The following is a 17,827-nucleotide window of genomic DNA, read 5'->3' as shown; positions in this document are numbered from 1 at the left end:
CTTGAAGCTTTATCATAAATCTCGAGAACTAAAAGCAGCGGCTTTTAGTTCTTAACCCTCTGCTTAAATTGCATCAATATCTGCTATCGTTTCCCCTCCTCCTTAGTTATCATGGCGCCCAATCAACAAATCCCATATAAAGGTCTCTAATGGATAAGTTCGTTCTCGCCAGTGGCAATAAAGGTAAACTCAAAGAGTTTTCTGAAATCTTCTCAGCATTCGGCGTTGAGGTACTTCCTCAGAGTCAATTCAATGTAGAAGAGGTCCCTGAAACCGGAACAACTTTCGTTGAAAACTCCATCATAAAAGCGCGTCATGCCGCCGAGATTACCGGACTCGCATCAATTGCCGATGACTCGGGTCTTGAGGTTGACCTTCTTGATGGCGCTCCAGGGATCTACTCAGCCAGATACGGCGGAGATAATGCTGGGGAGAAAGATAACTACATTAAGTTATTAGACACTCTAAAAACCAATATGGAAGGCAGAACCGCCCGCTTTCAATGCGTCTTGGTCTATATGCGCCACGCAAAAGATCCGACGCCAATTATTGCTCAGGCATCATGGGAAGGAAAAATTGCCTTCGCAGCGACTGGGGATAACGGCCATGGTTACGACCCTATCTTTATACCTAATGAGCATAACTGCTCAGCGGCCGAGTTAGATAGCGAAGAGAAGAATCGCCTTAGCCACAGAGGAAAGGCGATGAAGCTATTGATCCATGCCATGAAGCAAAAAGGTATGATTATTTAATGTTAACTCTGCCGCCATTAAGCTTGTATATTCATATTCCTTGGTGTGTACAGAAGTGTCCCTATTGTGACTTCAATTCCCATGGTCAGAATGGTGAACTACCACAGCAAGAATATGTCGATGCCTTACTTGCCGATCTGAGAAACGATCTTCACTATGTGCAGGAACGTGAGATACACACCATATTTATCGGTGGCGGCACGCCTTCACTGTTCGATGCGGCTCAAATCGAAAGACTGCTCACGGGAGTCAATCAGATGATCCCCTTCAGTGAGCAGATAGAAATAACCATGGAAGCCAATCCTGGTACCTTAGAGCATGACGACTTCGAGGCATATTCTAATGCCGGTGTTACTCGTCTATCTATTGGTGTTCAAAGCTTCTCAACAGACAAGCTGAATCTATTAGGCCGTATACACGGTAAAGATGAGGCCGAAGTTGCGGCGAGAAAAGCCCAGAGCTCAGGTTATCGCAGTTTCAATTTGGATCTGATGCATGGCCTTCCCAACCAAAGTTTCGAAGAGGCTATGGCTGATATAGACACGGCAGCAGAACTGGCTCCCCCTCACCTGTCTTGGTATCAGCTAACCATAGAGCAAAATACCTTGTTTCACTCTAAGCCCCCTCAGTTACCCGATGATGAAGCCCTGTGGCACATCTATGAGCAAGGGCAGAAAAAATTAGCCGATCTAGGTTACGAGCAATATGAGATCTCGGCATACGCGAAACCCGGTTTTCAATGCCAACATAATATCAATTACTGGCAATTTGGCGATTACCTTGGCATTGGCTGTGGCGCTCATGGCAAGGTGACTCTCCTAGAACAGAACCAGATATTACGCACAGTAAAGATAAAACACCCAAAGGGCTATCTAGCAGCCGATGAGTACACTTTTGACACCGTAGAGGTGACTGAAGATGAACGTCCGCTGGAATACCTAATGAATCGTTTCCGTCTTATGTCGGCGATACCTAAGACTGAATTTGAGCAAAGAACTGGCTTATCTCATCGGGTGATTGCTCAAGGCATAGAGAAAGCCAAGCAAAAAACCTTATTAACTGAAAATGAGACTCATTGGGAATTAACCGCTAAAGGTAAGATGTTCGTAAACGAACTCTTATCCCAGTTTTGTTAACCGGCTCTAAGTTAACAAATTGCTTGTATCAGGCTTAGACTCACTAAGCCTGATACGTTAGCGTTATATACTCAGATTTGATTTGCTGGGGCTTGGTTTGCTGAGGCTTGTTTGCCGAGGGTATAGTCAAAATCGAGATACTCTTAAAAACTTGCTATTTTTAAGGGCTAACTGTTTGAATTAGCCGATCAGACACATTTACTAACACTTAGATCAAAACATTAACGATTAGCTTTATTAGGATTGAACCTTACGTTTTAACAATCCATAACAATAAGACTAATTCATGCCTATAAAAACTAAAACTAGCTTACTAGCCATAACATTAGCCAGCCTTATCGGCAGCAGCGCAATAGCAGCCCCATCTCAAGTTCCATTACTTAGCCCTAGCGAACCCTTAGCCTACAAGGCCCAGAGCGAGTCAGAAAAAGCCAATGCACTTTTTGAAGCCATATTTATGGAAAATGTGATGGCTAGCCCTATCTCCCAGACACATTTAGGCATTAAAACCGATTATGGTAAGTGGGACGAGCGCGGTGAAGAAGCCGATGCTCGAGGCTTGGCCCGTACACAGAAACACCTTATGCAACTGAGTGGATTAGATCAGAGTAAACTCGATAGCCAAACCAATCTTAGCTACATACTGCTAAAGCAAAAACTTGAGCAAGAAGTTAACGATTACCAATGGCGCTATCATAATTATCCAGTTAACCAGATGTATGGTGGCCACTCTATGGTCGCTTCCTTCTTGATTAACCAACATCAGATCACAGATATCTCCGACGCAAAGGCTTATATCAGTCGCCTCAATGGTGTACCTAAATATCTACAGCAGCTTGAAGATGCTTTAGATATTCGAGCTCAAAAAAGCATAATCGCGCCTAAGTTTGTTTTCCCTCACGTGCTGTCAGACAGTAAAAATATCATCACAGGTCGGCCGTTCGATTCTGGAGAAGATAGTGCCCTTTGGGCTGATTTCCAGCGTAAGCTAACCAGCTTAGATATAGATGACAATGACAGGGAGCAGCTGTTAAAAGATGCTAAGCAAGCATTACTAACCAAAGTCCAGCCTGCATATGTTCAATTAATTAGTTACATCACAGAGCTAGAGACCAAGGCCGATACACGCAACGGTGTGTGGAAGTTCCCTCAAGGCGAAGCCTACTACAATAATGCTCTTGCTCGCACAACTACCACAGATATGACAGCAAGTGAGATCCATGAACTTGGCATTAGCGAAGTTGCCCGAATCCATGGTGAGATGCGTAACATCATGAAGAAGGTTGGCTTTAAGGGCGACTTACAAGACTTCTTTAAGTTTATGCGCGAAGACAAGCAGTTTTATTATCCCCCTACAGATGATGGGCGCGAGGCTTACTTAAATGATGCGATTGCACTCATAGATACCATGTCTTCACGACTGGATGAGGTGTTTAACGTCAAACCTAAAGCACCTATGATAGTAAAACGTGTTGAGGCATTCAGAGAGAAATCTGCCGGTAAGGCTTTCTATAACCAGCCTTCACCGGATGGCACTAGACCCGGAACCTATTACGCTAACTTATACGATATGAAGGCCATGCCTAAATACCAGATGGAAGCCCTCGCATACCATGAAGGAACCCCGGGTCACCATATGCAGATAGCCATAGCCCAAGAACTTGAAGGGGTGCCTAAGTTCCGTAAGTTTGGCGGCTACACGGCCTACATAGAAGGCTGGGGCTTGTATAGTGAGTACTTCCCCAAAGAGATGGGACTCTATGCAGATCCTTACTCAGATTTTGGCCGACTCGCCATGGAGCTATGGCGCTCTTGCCGCCTAGTGGTAGACACAGGTATACACGCTAAGAAATGGACCCGTGAACAGTCTATAACTTACTATGTCGACAACACTCCCAATGCCAAATCAGATGTTGTCAAAATGGTTGAGCGCCATATCGTCATGCCATCTCAAGCAACGGCTTACAAGGTGGGTATGCTGAAGATTCTCGACTTGAGAGAGAAGGCGAAAAAATCTCTGGGCGATAAGTTCGATATCCGAGAGTTCCACACCTTAGTGCTGCAAAATGGTCCACTTCCTCTGGACATACTCGCAGATCAGGTTGATCTTTGGGTATCTCAGAAAAGCTAATCCTATTCCTATATGAAAGGGGCTGCTCAAACCAGCCCACTTTAAATATTGGCATATAGAAAGTGCTACTTTCTCACAGACAACAAAAAGCCACATTGATTAAATGTGGCTTTTTGTTGTCTCTATTCTGTACTTCTTACCCTAACTTATAATTAGTCAGTAGTAAGCTTGTAGGGTACAGAGAGACGAATCTCTTTCTAGTTGAAAAGTACCCCAGCAACTAGGCTGGGGTAAACCAAAACTAGGATGATGGTTTTAAGGCTGACATTGTTTTAGTTCTTAAAGCTCTGTCAGCATCGATTCGGAACTGCTGTAACGCTAATCTGTATAAGTTTAGTAAGAGGGGTCATTCTTAATAAACCTATAGAATTCAGATTATCCCGTATCAACTGCCTCCAATTGTATTGATTTGAGAACAAACCGCAAGAAGAATACGATGTAAGCATTAGCAAATGATCATCTACGAACTAGAAGTCTGACCAGATTAAAACCCAAAGCACTGATAATCAAAGAAAATATTCACCAGAGACAAAACCAGTGACCAAGAGTACCGAAATCAGAACAATGTTTCCTAAATACTTAGTAAATCCATTCAAGTTTTGAATGGATTATGGTCTCAAAAATCACTTTCTTTTGGCGTACAATTCAGTGTAAGGGGCATCCCAATATGGCGGTGAACCAATATGTCCCTTAATGAAATCGATAAAGGCACTGACCTTAGGTGCCAAGTGTTTCCTTCTTGGGTATACAGCTTGAAGAGGCAGATGATGAGTTAGCTGCCAATCTTGAAGCAAGGGCACTAAGGTTCCCTTCTCTACTTCATCCTCAAGCAGGTAACTGGCAAGATAAACCACACCTAGCCCGCTGATCGCAGCAGATTTCAAGGCCGGGGCATTGTCTACTCTAAAGTTACCCGAGACACCTATCTCACAGTAATCTTCACCCTGTTTAAACTGCCACACACTATGTTCGTGCCACTCGCCATGATAGACCAAACAATTATGATCAACTAACTGCTCTGGACGATCGGGCTGGCCGTGTTTCTCTATATATGATGGAGAAGCAGCAAGCAAGAACTGGCACTTCATAAGAGGTCTAGCAACCATACCTAAGGGCAGTTGCTCTGACATGGTCAACAGCAGATCAAGTCCTTCACTGACGACATCGACTTTATGATCTAACAAGCTAATTTGTAACTCTAACTCAGGATGAGTAGCCATAAAATCAGGTAAGGCAGGAATGATATGCATGGTACCGAATGACTGAGATATTCCAACCTTTAACACACCACGAGTGGCATCATTTAGATTATGAACACTCGCAATGGCTTGATCGGCATCCCTAAGTAACTCTTCACCTTGTGCGTACAGGAGTTGTCCTGCCTCAGTTAAACTTAGGCTCCGGGTGGTGCGCTGAATTAACTGCACACCTAATTTATGTTCAAGATCGGCTACTTGAGTACTTACTTTGGATTTAGAAATCCCCAACTTTCTTGCTGCGGAACTAAAGCTGCCAGCTCTGGCAACATGAGTAAATATTGCGATAGGTTCCAATAGTTCTAACATGTAAATCGCCTTAAGGTGTTTACGACACTAACGAATACTTACACTAAAGATTAGAGTCTGAATTTTTTGAAAATCTTAACAATCATTAAAAACAGTAACTTATAAAGTGGAAGTACACTAGAGTAGAGTCCAATATCTGAACCACTCAATAATTGAGGGCCAGTTTGTTATTATTTTTTGTAAGTATACCAAAGATTTGCGCCTTAACTCTAATACCTAATCGATAATGTTTATTCATAAAGGCTAAATTTGATTGAAATGCTAGCAAGTAAGGATTAATAACAAGAGGCTAAACAGAGAAAAACCCCTGTATTCAATTTAAATACAAGGGTGTTGCGAATATGGGAGGGGCAACAGGGTCCAAGGTTTCAAGCTATGGCTTCACAGCTCATAAAAACGATACTATTCGAGCAATTCCACTTTAGGCGCATCTATGAGTGGGTATTTTTCCAACTCAGGAACGGCGATTCTGAGTTGCTGCTCAAGAGCAATCAAGTTTTGAAATTTATCACACATTTTGTCAGCTCTAGACTCAAGTTCTTGTGCTTGAGCCTCCATCTGCAACTCTATATCTTGACCCACATTTTCCATTTTTTGGCCAAAGGATTGCATTTTCTGTTCAAATGAATCGCCATCACCGGAAAGCATCTCGCTGCCTAAATTCATCATCATGGTACCGATGGAGTTTTTGACTAATTGCTCAACTTCTTGCTCAAAATCTTCACCAAAAGTATCTTCCAAAGAAGATTCGGTAGAACCTAGATAGAACTTATCGCCATTTTGGTAGGCAAGTTTCTCGACTCTCTGCTGGAACCCATCCATCATCTCATCAAGTTTGGCACCTGCTGCGTCACCCAGTAGCGGGGTTAATGCCATACTCGCCGCAGTCGATGCGATACCAACCGCATCATGAACCAGAGCGATAACTTCCGGAACCTGAGTCGACACTTGGTCTGAATACTGACTCAAGAGTTTCTCTTGTCTGGCATTCAAGGGCACCTGCTCGCCTTGAACATATAGCTTACCCATCTCGATGCGATACACTTCTTTGCCTGCATCACTTATCGACAATAACTTAGGCTCAACTGTGATGTCATAGTTGAGTGCAACCTCACAATGGCTATTGTCACTGGAATATGAAGCCGATGAATGCTCTTCGTGAGCAGAAACTGAGGTGATTGTTCCGCTAACGAGTAAGACCGTACTGATCCCAATAGAAGTGGCTAATTTTCTCATCAAATTTATCCTTAATTTAAATGCTCTTTCGGCAATGGCTTAATATCAGTTGCGATACACTTACTGATATCGGCAATAACGCTTATGACATAGAACAAAGCACAAGCTGTGCCAACAATGTAATCAGTTGATAATATTATAAAATAATATATTTAAAGGAAAATGTATGAAGATGGGAATAGTGAATAAAACCAGTAGTTGGTTAATTCACTAAATTGAATTAACCATAAATAGCTTGGCGATAAGATAATAAATTTACACTAGAGCTGTGATCAGCACCTAGAAAATAGAACGACCCAGTCTTTGACACAGCTCTTCGAGCGCGGCAGTACCTGCCAGAGAATTACCATTAAGATCTAGCTCGGGAGACCAGACACACACGGCCATATCACCAGGGATAACGGCAATGATCCCGCCGCCGACACCACTCTTACCAGGCATACCGACTCGATAAGCAAATTCGCCGGCACCATCGTATAGTCCCGAGGTGGCTAATAATGCATTCATCTGCCGAGTTTGTACCGGAGAGAGTAACTGAGAACCATCTAAACATTTACCCTTATTAGCCAGGTACAAGATGGCTTTTGACAGATCGGCACAGTTCATTCGTATGGCACAATAATGAAAGTAGCTTTGCAGAACCGTATCAACATCGTTGTTAAAGTTGCCAAAAGACTTCATCAAGTAAGCAATAGCCGCATTTCTTGCGCTATGTTCGTACTCAGAAGCAGCCACGACTCTATCTGAAATGAGTTTTGGATTGGTACTCAGCTCACGAATGAGTTCGAGCATCCTATGCTTAGGTGCACCTAATCGAGCTTGTAGCAGGTCCGCAATGACGAGTGCGCCCGCATTAATAAAGGGATTTCTAGGGAGACCTTGCTCTAATTCAACCTGAACCAGTGAGTTAAAGGACTGCCCCGAAGGCTCCTTACCAACCCGAGACCAGATCTCTTGCTCTTCATAGAGAGTTAACGCTAATGTCAGGCTAAATACTTTGGAGATACTTTGAATTGAAAAAGGTTCCAGATAATCTCCGGCACCTATAGTTGTACCATCGATACTGGTGACTGCGATGCCAATTTTATTAGGATTAACCTTCGCCAATTCTGGGATATAGTCAGCCACTTTACCTTGGCCTAGCAGGGGCCGAACTTTATCGACCACCTGCTCGAGTAATGCCAATTCGGGCACTAACTCCACCAAATATCGTAAAGTTCGCTAACCACTACGTCTGATACCACTTGTCCCTTCCAAAAATCAGTAACGGCAGTACGATCATCTTCGCTGCACTTACCAATAGTTTGAGTGGCTATGATACCTTCCCACTGCTTATGACCACCGCCGTGGAAGCCTAAGTCGCGAGGCTCTATCACCTGATCGATAAACTGATCCACGATAGTATCAATCTGTTCCTCAGATACAGACTCATCGAAAGTCCAGTTAACGTCGAAACCTAACTCTTGAAATTCATCTACACGTAATTTTTTTCGTAAACGACGACTGCGTGTTGCCATGGTAATTTCCACCTTTATTTAAATAACTTATAAAAAATAATTTTCATTGAGAGTATTGATTGGACTCTACCGCTCAATACTCAGAAACATTAATCGATACGCTCGAACATAATATCCCAGACACCGTGGCCTAATCTGTGACCTCTGGCCTCAAACTTAGTCAATGGACGATGCTCTGGACGCTTAATAACGTCACCTGTAGTCGATTGGTTTTTATAACCTTCAGCAGCGTCCAAAACCTCGAGCATATGCTCGCTATAGTTTTCCCAATCTGTTGCTAGGTGAAAAACCCCACCAATTTTTAACGTACGACGGATCAGCTGCGCAAAATCAGGCTGAACGATACGACGTTTATGATGGCGCTTCTTATGCCAAGGATCTGGAAAGAAGAGCTGCACCCGAGCCAAGGAGCCGGCAACTATGCTGTTTTCTAATACTTCTACAGCGTCATGATGAAAAATCCGTAGATTCGTCACACCAGCTTCTGCAGCATCGGATAAACAGGCGCCAACACCAGGTTTATGAACTTCTATGCCGATAAAATTGAGTTCAGGTGAGGCTTTAGCCATCTCAACAAGAGAAGCCCCCATGCCAAAACCTATCTCAAGTACGGTATCAGCCTCACGGCCAAATACCTGAACCAGATCCAGAGGCTCTGGCGAGTAATCTAGCCCCATTGATGGCCATTGCTGTTCCATCGCGGTAGCCTGACCTTTAGTCAATCGGCCTTCTCTTAATACAAAGCTTCTTACTTTGCGAAGGTACTTACCTTCTTCATTAAATTCCGCGGTTGTCACGTCGCTCATTTTCGCCCTCTGTCTGGCTAGATTAATTAGAAAAGAAGGGCATTATCCAAAGATTCTAAGTCAGTGCAAGCCTTAGTTACCCTAATTGGCCTACTATAATTCGGCAAAGTATACCAAAATTATCAGAGGCTGCGAATTCCCAGCTCTTTCTCTTAGCTAGAAGACGAGATAAATCATAAATACACGACAAACTCGACTTGTTTAAATATGCCTTGATAGATAGACTGCCTCCATAAAAACTATGTTAATAACTTATCTTTCTTACTTCTGATTTGTAATAAAATAATGACCAATATGTCTTCTGTCGCCATCAGCAATACCAGCCACGCCTCTTTTTCTTCCCGTATCATTAATTGGTATGAACAATTTGGTCGTAAACACCTTCCATGGCAGCAAGACAAGACCCCCTACAAGGTCTGGGTGTCTGAAATCATGCTACAGCAGACCCAAGTCAGCACAGTTATTCCCTATTACCTTAAATTTATGGACCGCTTTCCCACCATAGACTCCCTAGCCGATGCACCTCAAGATGAGGTTTTGCACTACTGGACAGGACTCGGCTACTACGCACGGGCACGTAACTTACACAAGTCGGCTCAACTCATCCGTGATGAACATGATTCAACATTCCCCAGGGATTTTGAAGATGTATTGTCACTGCCAGGTATAGGTCGTTCTACTGCGGGGGCCGTGTTATCACTTGCACTTGCACAGCACCATGCCATCTTAGATGGGAATGTGAAGAGGGTATTAGCACGTCATGGAGCTATCGATGGCTGGCCAGGGAAGAAACCTGTCGAAAACAAGCTTTGGGATCTTACAGAGAAACTAACCCCGAACTTAGATGTTCAAAAATACAACCAAGCCATGATGGATATTGGTGCCTCAATCTGTTCTCGATCTAGGCCTATTTGTAGTGACTGCCCTGTCGCTATCGACTGCCAGGCTCAACTCAGTGGCCGCCAGTCAGAATACCCAGGCAAGAAGCCTAAAAAGGTAATACCGGAAAAAAATGCCTACATGTTGGTGCAAGTTAAAGGTGATGAAGTCATCTTAGAAAAAAGACCTCCAGCAGGGATCTGGGGAGGACTCTGGTGCTTCCCCCAATTTTCCACACGAGAAGAACTAGATGAGTATCTGATAACAAAAGGATTAGCAGTTTTTGAAGAGGAAATATTACCCGGATTTAGACATACCTTCAGTCATTTCCATCTAGATATCAGCCCTATACTGGTCTCTGTGGAAGGCTTTAGCGATAACCTGGTAATGGAAGATAAGCCCTCACTCTGGTATAACTTACCCCATCCACCAAAAGTTGGTTTAGCTGCGGCGACCGAACGCATTCTCGCCAGCTTAGGTTCTGTATTAATTAAGGAGTAATCATGGCTCGCACCGTTAACTGTGTCTATCTGAAGAAAGAATCAGAAGGCCTTGGATTTCAACTGTACCCAGGTGAGCTTGGAAAGCGTATTTTCGATAATGTCAGTAAAGAAGCTTGGGCATTGTGGCAATCTAAACAGACCATGTTGATCAATGAAAAGAAACTGAACATGATGAATGTTGATGACCGAAAGTTTCTTGAAGAGCAAATGATCAACTTCTTATTTGAAGGTAAAGACGTCGAAATTGAAGGCTTCGTACCGGAAAAAGACAACGACTAGATACCAAACACACTAAGCGCCGTAAGGCGCTTTTTTGTTTACTCACTTATATAAAGAAAGATTACTGCCTTATACCTTCAACGACTATTGCTAGCTGAACATGTGATGAGGCTGGCCCCAAGTCCATTTTTATATCGTAATCTTTCAAGGCAAACTCTGCGGTACCACTAAAGCCGGCACGATAGCCCCCCCAAGGGTCTTGCCCTTCACCAATAGTTTTTGCTTGTATCGTCATAGGTTTAGTCACACCATTAAGCGTAAAGTCCCCCTTAAGTAAAAAATTACCCTCGCCCTTATCTACAATCGAGCTCGAATTAAAACTCGCCTCTGGGAACTTAGAGGTATTTAAAAAATCAGGGCTGCGCAGATGCTTGTCTCGCTCTGCATGGTTGGAATCAAGACTGGCGGTCTTGATGGTTACATTCACATGACCATCTGCTAGTTTTTTGCTGTCGAAACTGAAATCTCCCTCAAAATGATTGAAGCGCCCCACCACGAAGCTATAACCTAGGTGACTCACCTTAAAGTCGATTGAAGCATGTGCCCCCTTAGTGTCGATGACGTAATCGGTGGCCGATACGGCACCACTCATAAGTAAAGCTCCTGCCAAAGCAGTCGTTAAAATCGCTTTTGATAATATTGTCTTCTTCATGAATTTATCTTCCTTTAAAGTTTTAAGCTTCTGTCTTTGAGCTTTTGTTTATAAAATTGTGTTTATCATTTTCTATTTGAAAACCGTGATCATGCGTACCAGTGTTGAATCTTTATCAAAAAAGTGGTGTTTTAATGCACCCAAGATATGGATGACAAGGAGTCCTATCAGACTGTAAGCGGCAAACTGATGAAATAAACCGGCTATATCGGCCTGATTATCGAACAAGTCACCGACTCCGGGAACTTCAAACAAATTGAACACACTTATCCCTCGCCCATCAGCCGTGGAGATCAGATATCCACTGCACATGATCAAAATCAGTAGCAAGTAGATAGCACTATGGGCAAGATGACCGGCGGTAACCTCCCAAGATTTGTGCTCACTCAGTGGTGCAGGCTTAGGATTAGTAAACTTCCAAGCAAGTCTTGAAATCGTTAAAACAAACAATAATATGCCAACACTTTTATGTAGATCAGGAGCCGTTTTATACCAGCTACTGTAATAGGTTAATTCAACCATCCATATCCCAGCGGCAAATAGACCTATGACAGCGATTGCCGATATCCAGTGAGCCAATATGGCTATGACCCCATAGGATTTTTCTGTGTTACGAAACATGACACACCTTATGATTAACTAATGACTCACAGCATACGTTCTATTTTTAAAACTAAAACCGCTAAAAGTAGGCTCTATAGTTCGATTTTTTAGAACCTTATATTCATTTTATTGTTTATTAAGTCATTTAAAGGCCGCTCAGACCAATTAATAATGGTAATCATTTGTAAATAGAACTATTCAAACAGCACAAAGGCACGTTTTTGTGAAATGGTGAGATGATGGGAATACTGCAGAGCAATAGATCGCGATAGTGGAGAAATAAAGACCGGCACTGCACACTAACTAACCGAACAGTAGCTTTATGACAAAATAGCACTTGCAGGCTGAAAGGCTGCGCTATAAGATACGCCCACTTCGAACGAACTAGGTATAACAACCTAATTTTAACTAAGTTTAAACTTAAGTTGAAATTCATTTGAAGTAGATAGCTAACACTTAGTTAGTTGCCCGAATAGCTCAGTCGGTAGAGCAGAGGATTGAAAATCCTCGTGTCCCTGGTTCGATTCCGGGTTCGGGCACCAACATTTAGCCGGCATAGCTCTTTATTAGAGTTGTGACTGGTAATCAAATAGATTGCTCCCGAGTTAATCTTTTGATAAAAAATACGCCGGCATAGCTCAGTTGGTAGAGCAACTGACTTGTAATCAGTAGGTCCCGAGTTCGACTCTTGGTGCCGGCACCATATACGACGAAGCCACTCTTTTGAGTGGCTTTTTTGTATCTGAAATTTATAGTTTTATTCAACCCAATGAATCAGTAGGTTACCTTCACCTGAGCTTCAACTCTTGATGTTGGCACTATACAGTTAAAAAGCCTCGACATTGTTCGGGGCTTTTTAATGCCTGAAATTTATAGTTATATTCAATCCAATGAATCAGTAGGTTACTTACACCGGAGCTTCGACTCTTGGTGCCGGCACCATATACGACGAAGCCACTCTTTTGAGTGGCTTTTTTGTATCTGAAATTTGTGAATAGATAAATTAAACAGCAAGCCAGCATAGCTTAGTTGGTAGAGCAAGTGACTTACTGGCTAAATTTCAGCCATATACCAACAGCAGCTCCTCTTGCTGCCAGCACCACCTGTGTATAATCAAAAGCAGCCAGCATAGTAGGCTATCAGTTACTTAAGCAGCTTAAGTAACTAACTTACTCAGTCTAAGAGCAGCTGATCTTGGTATTTTAAAAGGCCCCATTGGTTATATTCAATAACTAAAAGCAAGTCCCCCTTAATGAGTGAACTTAAAATAGTCTTTTTATTGCTCAACACGGGGATTAAGACAGCTTTTTAAGCCTAAAATACAGCCTCAACTAGATAGATTGTTCAGTTTTTGACAGCTTAAACTAGTTTGCCAAGAAACTGCTTGCACAGCTAATAACATCGCTATATTATACGCGCACTCCAAACGAGATAGGACTTCAAACTCCTTATTTGAACTTAGGTTTAAAATTCATTTGAAGTAGATGACTAACACTTAGTTAGTTGCCCGAATAGCTCAGTCGGTAGAGCAGAGGATTGAAAATCCTCGTGTCCCTGGTTCGATTCCGGGTTCGGGCACCAACATTATATTAATAGTCTAAGACTGTTAAAGCATAAGCCGGCATAGCTCAGTTGGTAGAGCAACTGACTTGTAATCAGTAGGTCCCGAGTTCGACTCTTGGTGCCGGCACCATACAATTAAAAAGCCTCGACATTGTTCGGGGCTTTTTAATGCCTGAAATTTATAGTTATATTCAATCCAATGAATCAGTAGGTTACATTCACCGTTGCTTCGACTCCTGGTGACGGCACCATCTTCACTCTTTAATATAAAGTGAAGAACAAGCAAGCCACTTTAATTAGTGGCTTTTTTGTATCTGAAATTTATAGTTTTATTCAACCCAATAAATCAGTAGGTTACCTTCACCTGAGCTTCAACTCTTGATGTTGGCACTATACAGTTAGAAAGCCTCGACATTGCTCGGGGCTTTTTTATATCTGGAATTTATGAATAGATAAATTAAACAGCAAGCCAGCATAGCTCAGTTGGTAGAACAAGTGACTTACTCACTAAACCTCAGCAATATACCAGCAGCAGTAGGCTCCCTTCGGCAGTATTGAGTAACAGAGAGCAAAGCCGACTCTTGGTGCTGGTACCATCTTCACTCTTTCATCAAAAGTGAAGCACAAAAAAAGCCACGTTAATTACGTGGCTTTTTATACCTAAAACTCTCAAGTTGAAACAAGTAACAGCTTAAGAGGCTATAGCTCAGTTAGTAGAGCTGCTGACATACTTATTCCAAGAGCCGCTGTGGCTCCTAAGTCTACCAAGTCACTGATTAGGAGTAGGATAGACTTTATTATGAAGTACCCTTAAACCTTGATAAAGATGTCTCGTTTATACATCCAATACAATACTAGCCACTGTACGAGCAGCAGAGCAATGACGCCGATTAAGGGCTGAGCCGCGACCGAGAAGTAATTAACCACACCGCCGAACAGGCTCTGGGCAGTATACTTCCAGTTAACTAAACTGGATGCCAAATAGATGATGATGGCATTACAACCGATAACCACAAATGGAAATGCTATCTTTTGCCATTTAAGCACATCTACCAGGGCATAAAAAATGGCTAGCAATATGATGCTCCATCCTGTGGTCACAAGTACGAAGGAACTGGTCCAGAGATCTTTATTCACAGGAATAATTAAATTAACCCACCAGCCTAAGGCCAGAATAAAAGCTCCACTAAGTAGCAAGCAAACCACTTTAGCCCACTCTCCTTGCTTGTGTTCCTTAACGATAAAATGACCAACAAACACTCCAGCCATGGCATTGGCAACAGCGGGAATCGTTGACAGGATGCCTTCAGGATCTAAAGGCCTATTCTGATAAGTGATCCCCGGCAGAAAATGTGTATCAACATAAGCGTTAATAGTCCCTTGCGGGGTAAACACACCTCCTACCCCACCTGGAAATGGCATAAATAACTGTAATAGCCCATAAGCTATCAATATCCCTAAAGTAACAAACACTTGGGTTCTAAAGCTGGTATGCCAGACTAACATGGCAGCAAAAAACCAGGCGAAAGCAATACGCCCCAGCACACTGGCATATCTCACTTCATCTATAGCAACTGGTGCACCTGTACCCCAGCCATGGTTATAGAGCACACCAAAGAAGAGTAGTAAGAAGAGTCGTTTCACTGAATGCTTATAGAGTGGCATTCTCTGGGCAATCGGAAGCTTGTCTAAACGTTTAGGAGATAGGCCTAGAGCGACACCTGAGAGGAAGATAAATAGAGGAAATATCAGGTCATAGAAAGTAAAGCCATGCCATTGGCTATGATGCATCTGAGCATCGGCCCATTGCCACCCTTGCCAACTGCTCCAGGCCAACAAACCGGCAAAGAGGGCTTCACCGCCTAGAATCCAGAACATATCGAAGCCCCTTAGAGCATCGAGGGACATCAACCTGCGTTTAGGTGCTTTAGTAAGACTCGCTTCCATTACGACTTCCCTATATTTATCGTTATTATTATTCTTATGCTGTTATCTTCATATCCTAGATAACATAAAGCCCCAGACAGATGACTAGGGCTTTATGTAAATTGCTATGTTAGACCTTAAAAACAGATCTACCACCTATAAATGTCTGCTGTACTTTAAGCTCATCGTTTAGCACTACTAGATCGGCTCGGCTACCAAGACTGATTTGTCCCTGGCTTTTATCTAAACCTAAATACTCAGCAGGATACAAGGACCCCATGCGGATTGCTTCACCCAAAGGTAAACCTAACATATTGACTGTATTTCTAACGGCGCCCGCCATGTCTAATACACAGCCGGCAAGCTCACCTGTCACGGCGTTTAATCTATCGCCTTGACGTATGACTTGAGTGCCAAAGAGTTCGAAACTCGCTTCCTCTTCAAGACCTACAGGTGGCATAGCATCTGTGACTAGCATCACCTTGCCTCTTGGCTTAGCGTAAATTGCTACCCTAGCCGCAGCTGAGTGTACATGATGACCATCGACGATGAGTCCACACCAGGCATCTCGACTCTCGATTGCAGCGCCTACCATACCCGGCTCACGGGAGCCAAAGCTGGACATGGCATTAAATAGGTGAGTAAAACCTGTGGCACCGGCATCTAATGCCGCGACTACAGTCTCATAATCTGCATTTGAATGGCCTAAACAGACTCTGACATCGGCAGCAACTAAGGCTTTAATCACATCCACCGAAACATTTTCAGGGGCTAAGGTGACCATTTTTAATCCCAGATCATCACGGCTGAATATCTCAAGTTCGGCATCAGATATACGACGAATATGACATTGAGGATGAACGCCTTTCTTAGGAATAGACAGATGTGGGCCTTCAAAATGCACCCCTAAAACCCCGGCACTGCCTTTAACCAATGAAGCGGCTACCGCATCCGCCGCTCGGCTCATGACATCTACATCGTCGGTAATTAATGTAGGTAAGAAGCCTGTAGTACCAAACTTGGCATGAGCACTGCCGATAGTTTCTATGCATTCGACTGAGGCGCCAGTATTAAATAGTGCACCACCACCGCCATTGACCTGAACATCGATAAATCCCGGAACCAAGGTTCCCTCTATTTTAAATTCTTTTGCACCAGCGACACTATCCAGAGCAAGAATATGGCCATCTTCTATAGTGATGGCCAGATCACGATGAAACTGTTCACCATCGAATACTCGCTCAGCGATTATTGTCTGCTTCATGTCTTATTGTTCCTAAACTTTTGACGCGCAAAATAGGTAGCCCCAAGCTCAGGAGGCGCTAAAGTTGGTGACAGCTTAGCGATGACATCTTTATCTAACCATGGAGCTAAGGGCTCAGCCAATCCACCTATCATAGAAAATCGCGGCGGGTTCACCTCGAAGAGTTTACGAGCCAGCTCACTGATATAGGCTGCTCCTTCCTTAACGATTTTTTTAGCCACATGATCTTGCTCATTTGCACATTCAAGCACGGTTCTAGCCAGCTTGGCATAAACACTGGAAGTTTGACCAGCCAAGCATTCAACTATTCCCATGGCGTTATGAGCTTTGAAATGATTGAGAATACGTTCGGTTAAAATAGTATGTTCCGCAAAACCATCGAGATGCAACAAGGCTTGCTCGGCCGCCTTTAATCCTAACCAGGCGCCACTGCCTTTGTCGCCGAGTGCAAAACCATGACCACCAAGGTACAGATGCTTGTCACCCACATGAGCATATCCGCAGGATCCTGTCCCCGTTATGATCACCGCACCTTCGCCACCGCGATGTGCGCCGATACAAGCGGTATGCAGATCCGTGGTGACAAACATATCGGCAAAGGGGTGATCCCAGCTAACAATATCTTGATAAAACTTGGGGATATTCACCCCGGCGAGACCAAGTCCGGCAACCAGTACCTTACTATCGCTTAAGCTCATACCTGCATCTTTTAACGCTAGCTCGGTGGACATCTGAATGGATTCAAATGTCTGTGATAAACCGTGAAGTGGATTTGCACGTCCAGCTACACCAGTACCAATTACACCGTCTTCGCTAGAGTAAATTGTTGCCCTGCATTTACTGCCGCCACCATCAATACCTATAAACAACGATTTCTCCTTCGTCTGGTTCACTTTCATACAGACCTCATTCACAGTTTTATCCAAGGCTTAGCGCTACTCGCAGATGCCTGCTCACTGACCAAGTTAACATCATGTTACAACACAAGTGACAGCGCTGTCATTAGTTTCATTTA

The 17,827-nt window shown here is 43.3% G+C and carries 15 protein-coding genes and 4 tRNA genes; 9 read left to right on the top strand and 10 right to left on the bottom strand.

Features of this window, described 5'->3' with window-relative positions:
* The first annotated feature begins 149 nt into the window (after positions 1–149).
* The 3 genes from rdgB to SVI_RS04870 all read left to right on the top strand — a co-directional run bounded on the left by rdgB (position 150) and on the right by SVI_RS04870 (position 4,019).
* Positions 150–752 (top strand): RdgB/HAM1 family non-canonical purine NTP pyrophosphatase, encoded by a 603-nt coding sequence (rdgB, locus tag SVI_RS04880; RefSeq protein ID WP_013050320.1) that lies wholly within the window; start codon positions 150–152, stop codon positions 750–752.
* Positions 752–1,888 (top strand): radical SAM family heme chaperone HemW, encoded by a 1,137-nt coding sequence (gene hemW / locus SVI_RS04875; RefSeq protein WP_013050319.1) that lies wholly within the window; start codon positions 752–754, stop codon positions 1,886–1,888. Before rdgB ends, hemW begins: the two co-directional genes overlap by 1 nt.
* A gap of 286 nt (positions 1,889–2,174) precedes the next feature.
* A complete protein-coding gene (locus tag SVI_RS04870) occupies positions 2,175–4,019 on the top strand; it encodes a DUF885 domain-containing protein (RefSeq protein WP_013050318.1) in 1,845 nt (614 codons plus the stop codon).
* A gap of 623 nt (positions 4,020–4,642) precedes the next feature.
* Here SVI_RS04870 and SVI_RS04865 read toward each other — a convergent pair.
* From SVI_RS04865 to trmB, 5 genes are all read right to left on the bottom strand, one after another.
* Positions 4,643–5,584 (bottom strand): LysR family transcriptional regulator, encoded by a 942-nt coding sequence (locus tag SVI_RS04865; protein ID WP_013050317.1) that lies wholly within the window; start codon positions 5,582–5,584, stop codon positions 4,643–4,645.
* Positions 5,585–5,986: 402 nt separating this feature from the next.
* Entirely contained in the window at positions 5,987–6,820 is an 834-nt protein-coding gene (locus SVI_RS04860) for a YggN family protein (RefSeq protein ID WP_041419697.1), read from the bottom strand.
* 279 nt (positions 6,821–7,099) lie between these two features.
* The gene (gene glsB, locus SVI_RS04855) at positions 7,100–8,014 is read right to left on the bottom strand and encodes a glutaminase B (protein WP_041419696.1); all 915 of its coding nucleotides are present in this window, start codon (positions 8,012–8,014) and stop codon (positions 7,100–7,102) included.
* Complete coding sequence (locus tag SVI_RS04850) at positions 8,014–8,337, bottom strand: YggL family protein (RefSeq protein ID WP_041419695.1); 324 nt, start codon at positions 8,335–8,337, stop codon at positions 8,014–8,016. The genes glsB and SVI_RS04850 overlap by 1 nt, the downstream gene beginning before the upstream one ends.
* Positions 8,338–8,426: 89 nt before the next feature.
* A complete protein-coding gene (gene trmB, locus SVI_RS04845; RefSeq protein ID WP_013050313.1) occupies positions 8,427–9,143 on the bottom strand; it encodes a tRNA (guanosine(46)-N7)-methyltransferase TrmB in 717 nt (238 codons plus the stop codon).
* Positions 9,144–9,437: 294 nt separating this feature from the next.
* Here trmB and mutY point away from each other — a divergent pair, with 294 nt between their 5' ends.
* Together mutY and SVI_RS04835 are read left to right on the top strand one after the other, a co-directional pair.
* On the top strand, positions 9,438–10,523 hold the full coding sequence (mutY, locus tag SVI_RS04840) for an A/G-specific adenine glycosylase (RefSeq protein WP_013050312.1): 1,086 nt from the start codon (positions 9,438–9,440) through the stop codon (positions 10,521–10,523).
* 2 nt (positions 10,524–10,525) lie between these two features.
* Positions 10,526–10,804, top strand: a complete 279-nt coding sequence (locus tag SVI_RS04835) for an oxidative damage protection protein (protein ID WP_013050311.1) — start codon at positions 10,526–10,528, stop codon at positions 10,802–10,804.
* 61 nt (positions 10,805–10,865) lie between these two features.
* Here the strand turns inward: SVI_RS04835 and SVI_RS04830 are convergent, their stop codons facing one another.
* A complete protein-coding gene (locus SVI_RS04830; protein ID WP_013050310.1) occupies positions 10,866–11,456 on the bottom strand; it encodes a YceI family protein in 591 nt (196 codons plus the stop codon).
* Positions 11,457–11,528: 72 nt separating this feature from the next.
* The gene (locus tag SVI_RS04825; RefSeq protein ID WP_013050309.1) at positions 11,529–12,077 is read right to left on the bottom strand and encodes a cytochrome b; all 549 of its coding nucleotides are present in this window, start codon (positions 12,075–12,077) and stop codon (positions 11,529–11,531) included.
* A gap of 448 nt (positions 12,078–12,525) precedes the next feature.
* On the opposite strand from SVI_RS04825, the gene SVI_RS04820 reads away from it, so the two are divergent.
* From SVI_RS04820 to SVI_RS04805, 4 genes are all read left to right on the top strand, one after another.
* Positions 12,526–12,601: transfer RNA gene (locus tag SVI_RS04820), tRNA-Phe, on the top strand.
* A gap of 85 nt (positions 12,602–12,686) precedes the next feature.
* Positions 12,687–12,762 (top strand) — tRNA-Thr (locus SVI_RS04815).
* A gap of 802 nt (positions 12,763–13,564) precedes the next feature.
* Positions 13,565–13,640: transfer RNA gene (locus tag SVI_RS04810), tRNA-Phe, on the top strand.
* Positions 13,641–13,676: 36 nt separating this feature from the next.
* Positions 13,677–13,752, top strand: a tRNA-Thr gene (locus SVI_RS04805).
* 680 nt (positions 13,753–14,432) lie between these two features.
* Here the strand turns inward: SVI_RS04805 and nagX are convergent.
* From nagX to nagK, 3 genes are all read right to left on the bottom strand, one after another.
* Positions 14,433–15,569, bottom strand: a complete 1,137-nt coding sequence (gene nagX / locus SVI_RS04800; RefSeq protein WP_013050307.1) for a transmembrane glucosamine N-acetyltransferase NagX — start codon at positions 15,567–15,569, stop codon at positions 14,433–14,435.
* A 109-nt stretch (positions 15,570–15,678) separates the two neighbouring features.
* Positions 15,679–16,812, bottom strand: a complete 1,134-nt coding sequence (gene nagA / locus SVI_RS04795) for an N-acetylglucosamine-6-phosphate deacetylase (RefSeq protein WP_013050306.1) — start codon at positions 16,810–16,812, stop codon at positions 15,679–15,681.
* Positions 16,809–17,711, bottom strand: coding sequence for an N-acetylglucosamine kinase (nagK, locus tag SVI_RS04790; protein WP_041419694.1), 903 nt, complete (start codon positions 17,709–17,711; stop codon positions 16,809–16,811). The genes nagA and nagK overlap by 4 nt, the downstream gene beginning before the upstream one ends.
* Positions 17,712–17,827: the final 116 nt, after the last annotated feature.

Origin of the sequence: Shewanella violacea DSS12 (genome assembly GCF_000091325.1) — a bacterium.
Lineage (GTDB): Bacteria > Pseudomonadota > Gammaproteobacteria > Enterobacterales > Shewanellaceae > Shewanella > Shewanella violacea.
This window is presented reverse-complemented; position numbering and strand designations above follow the sequence as displayed.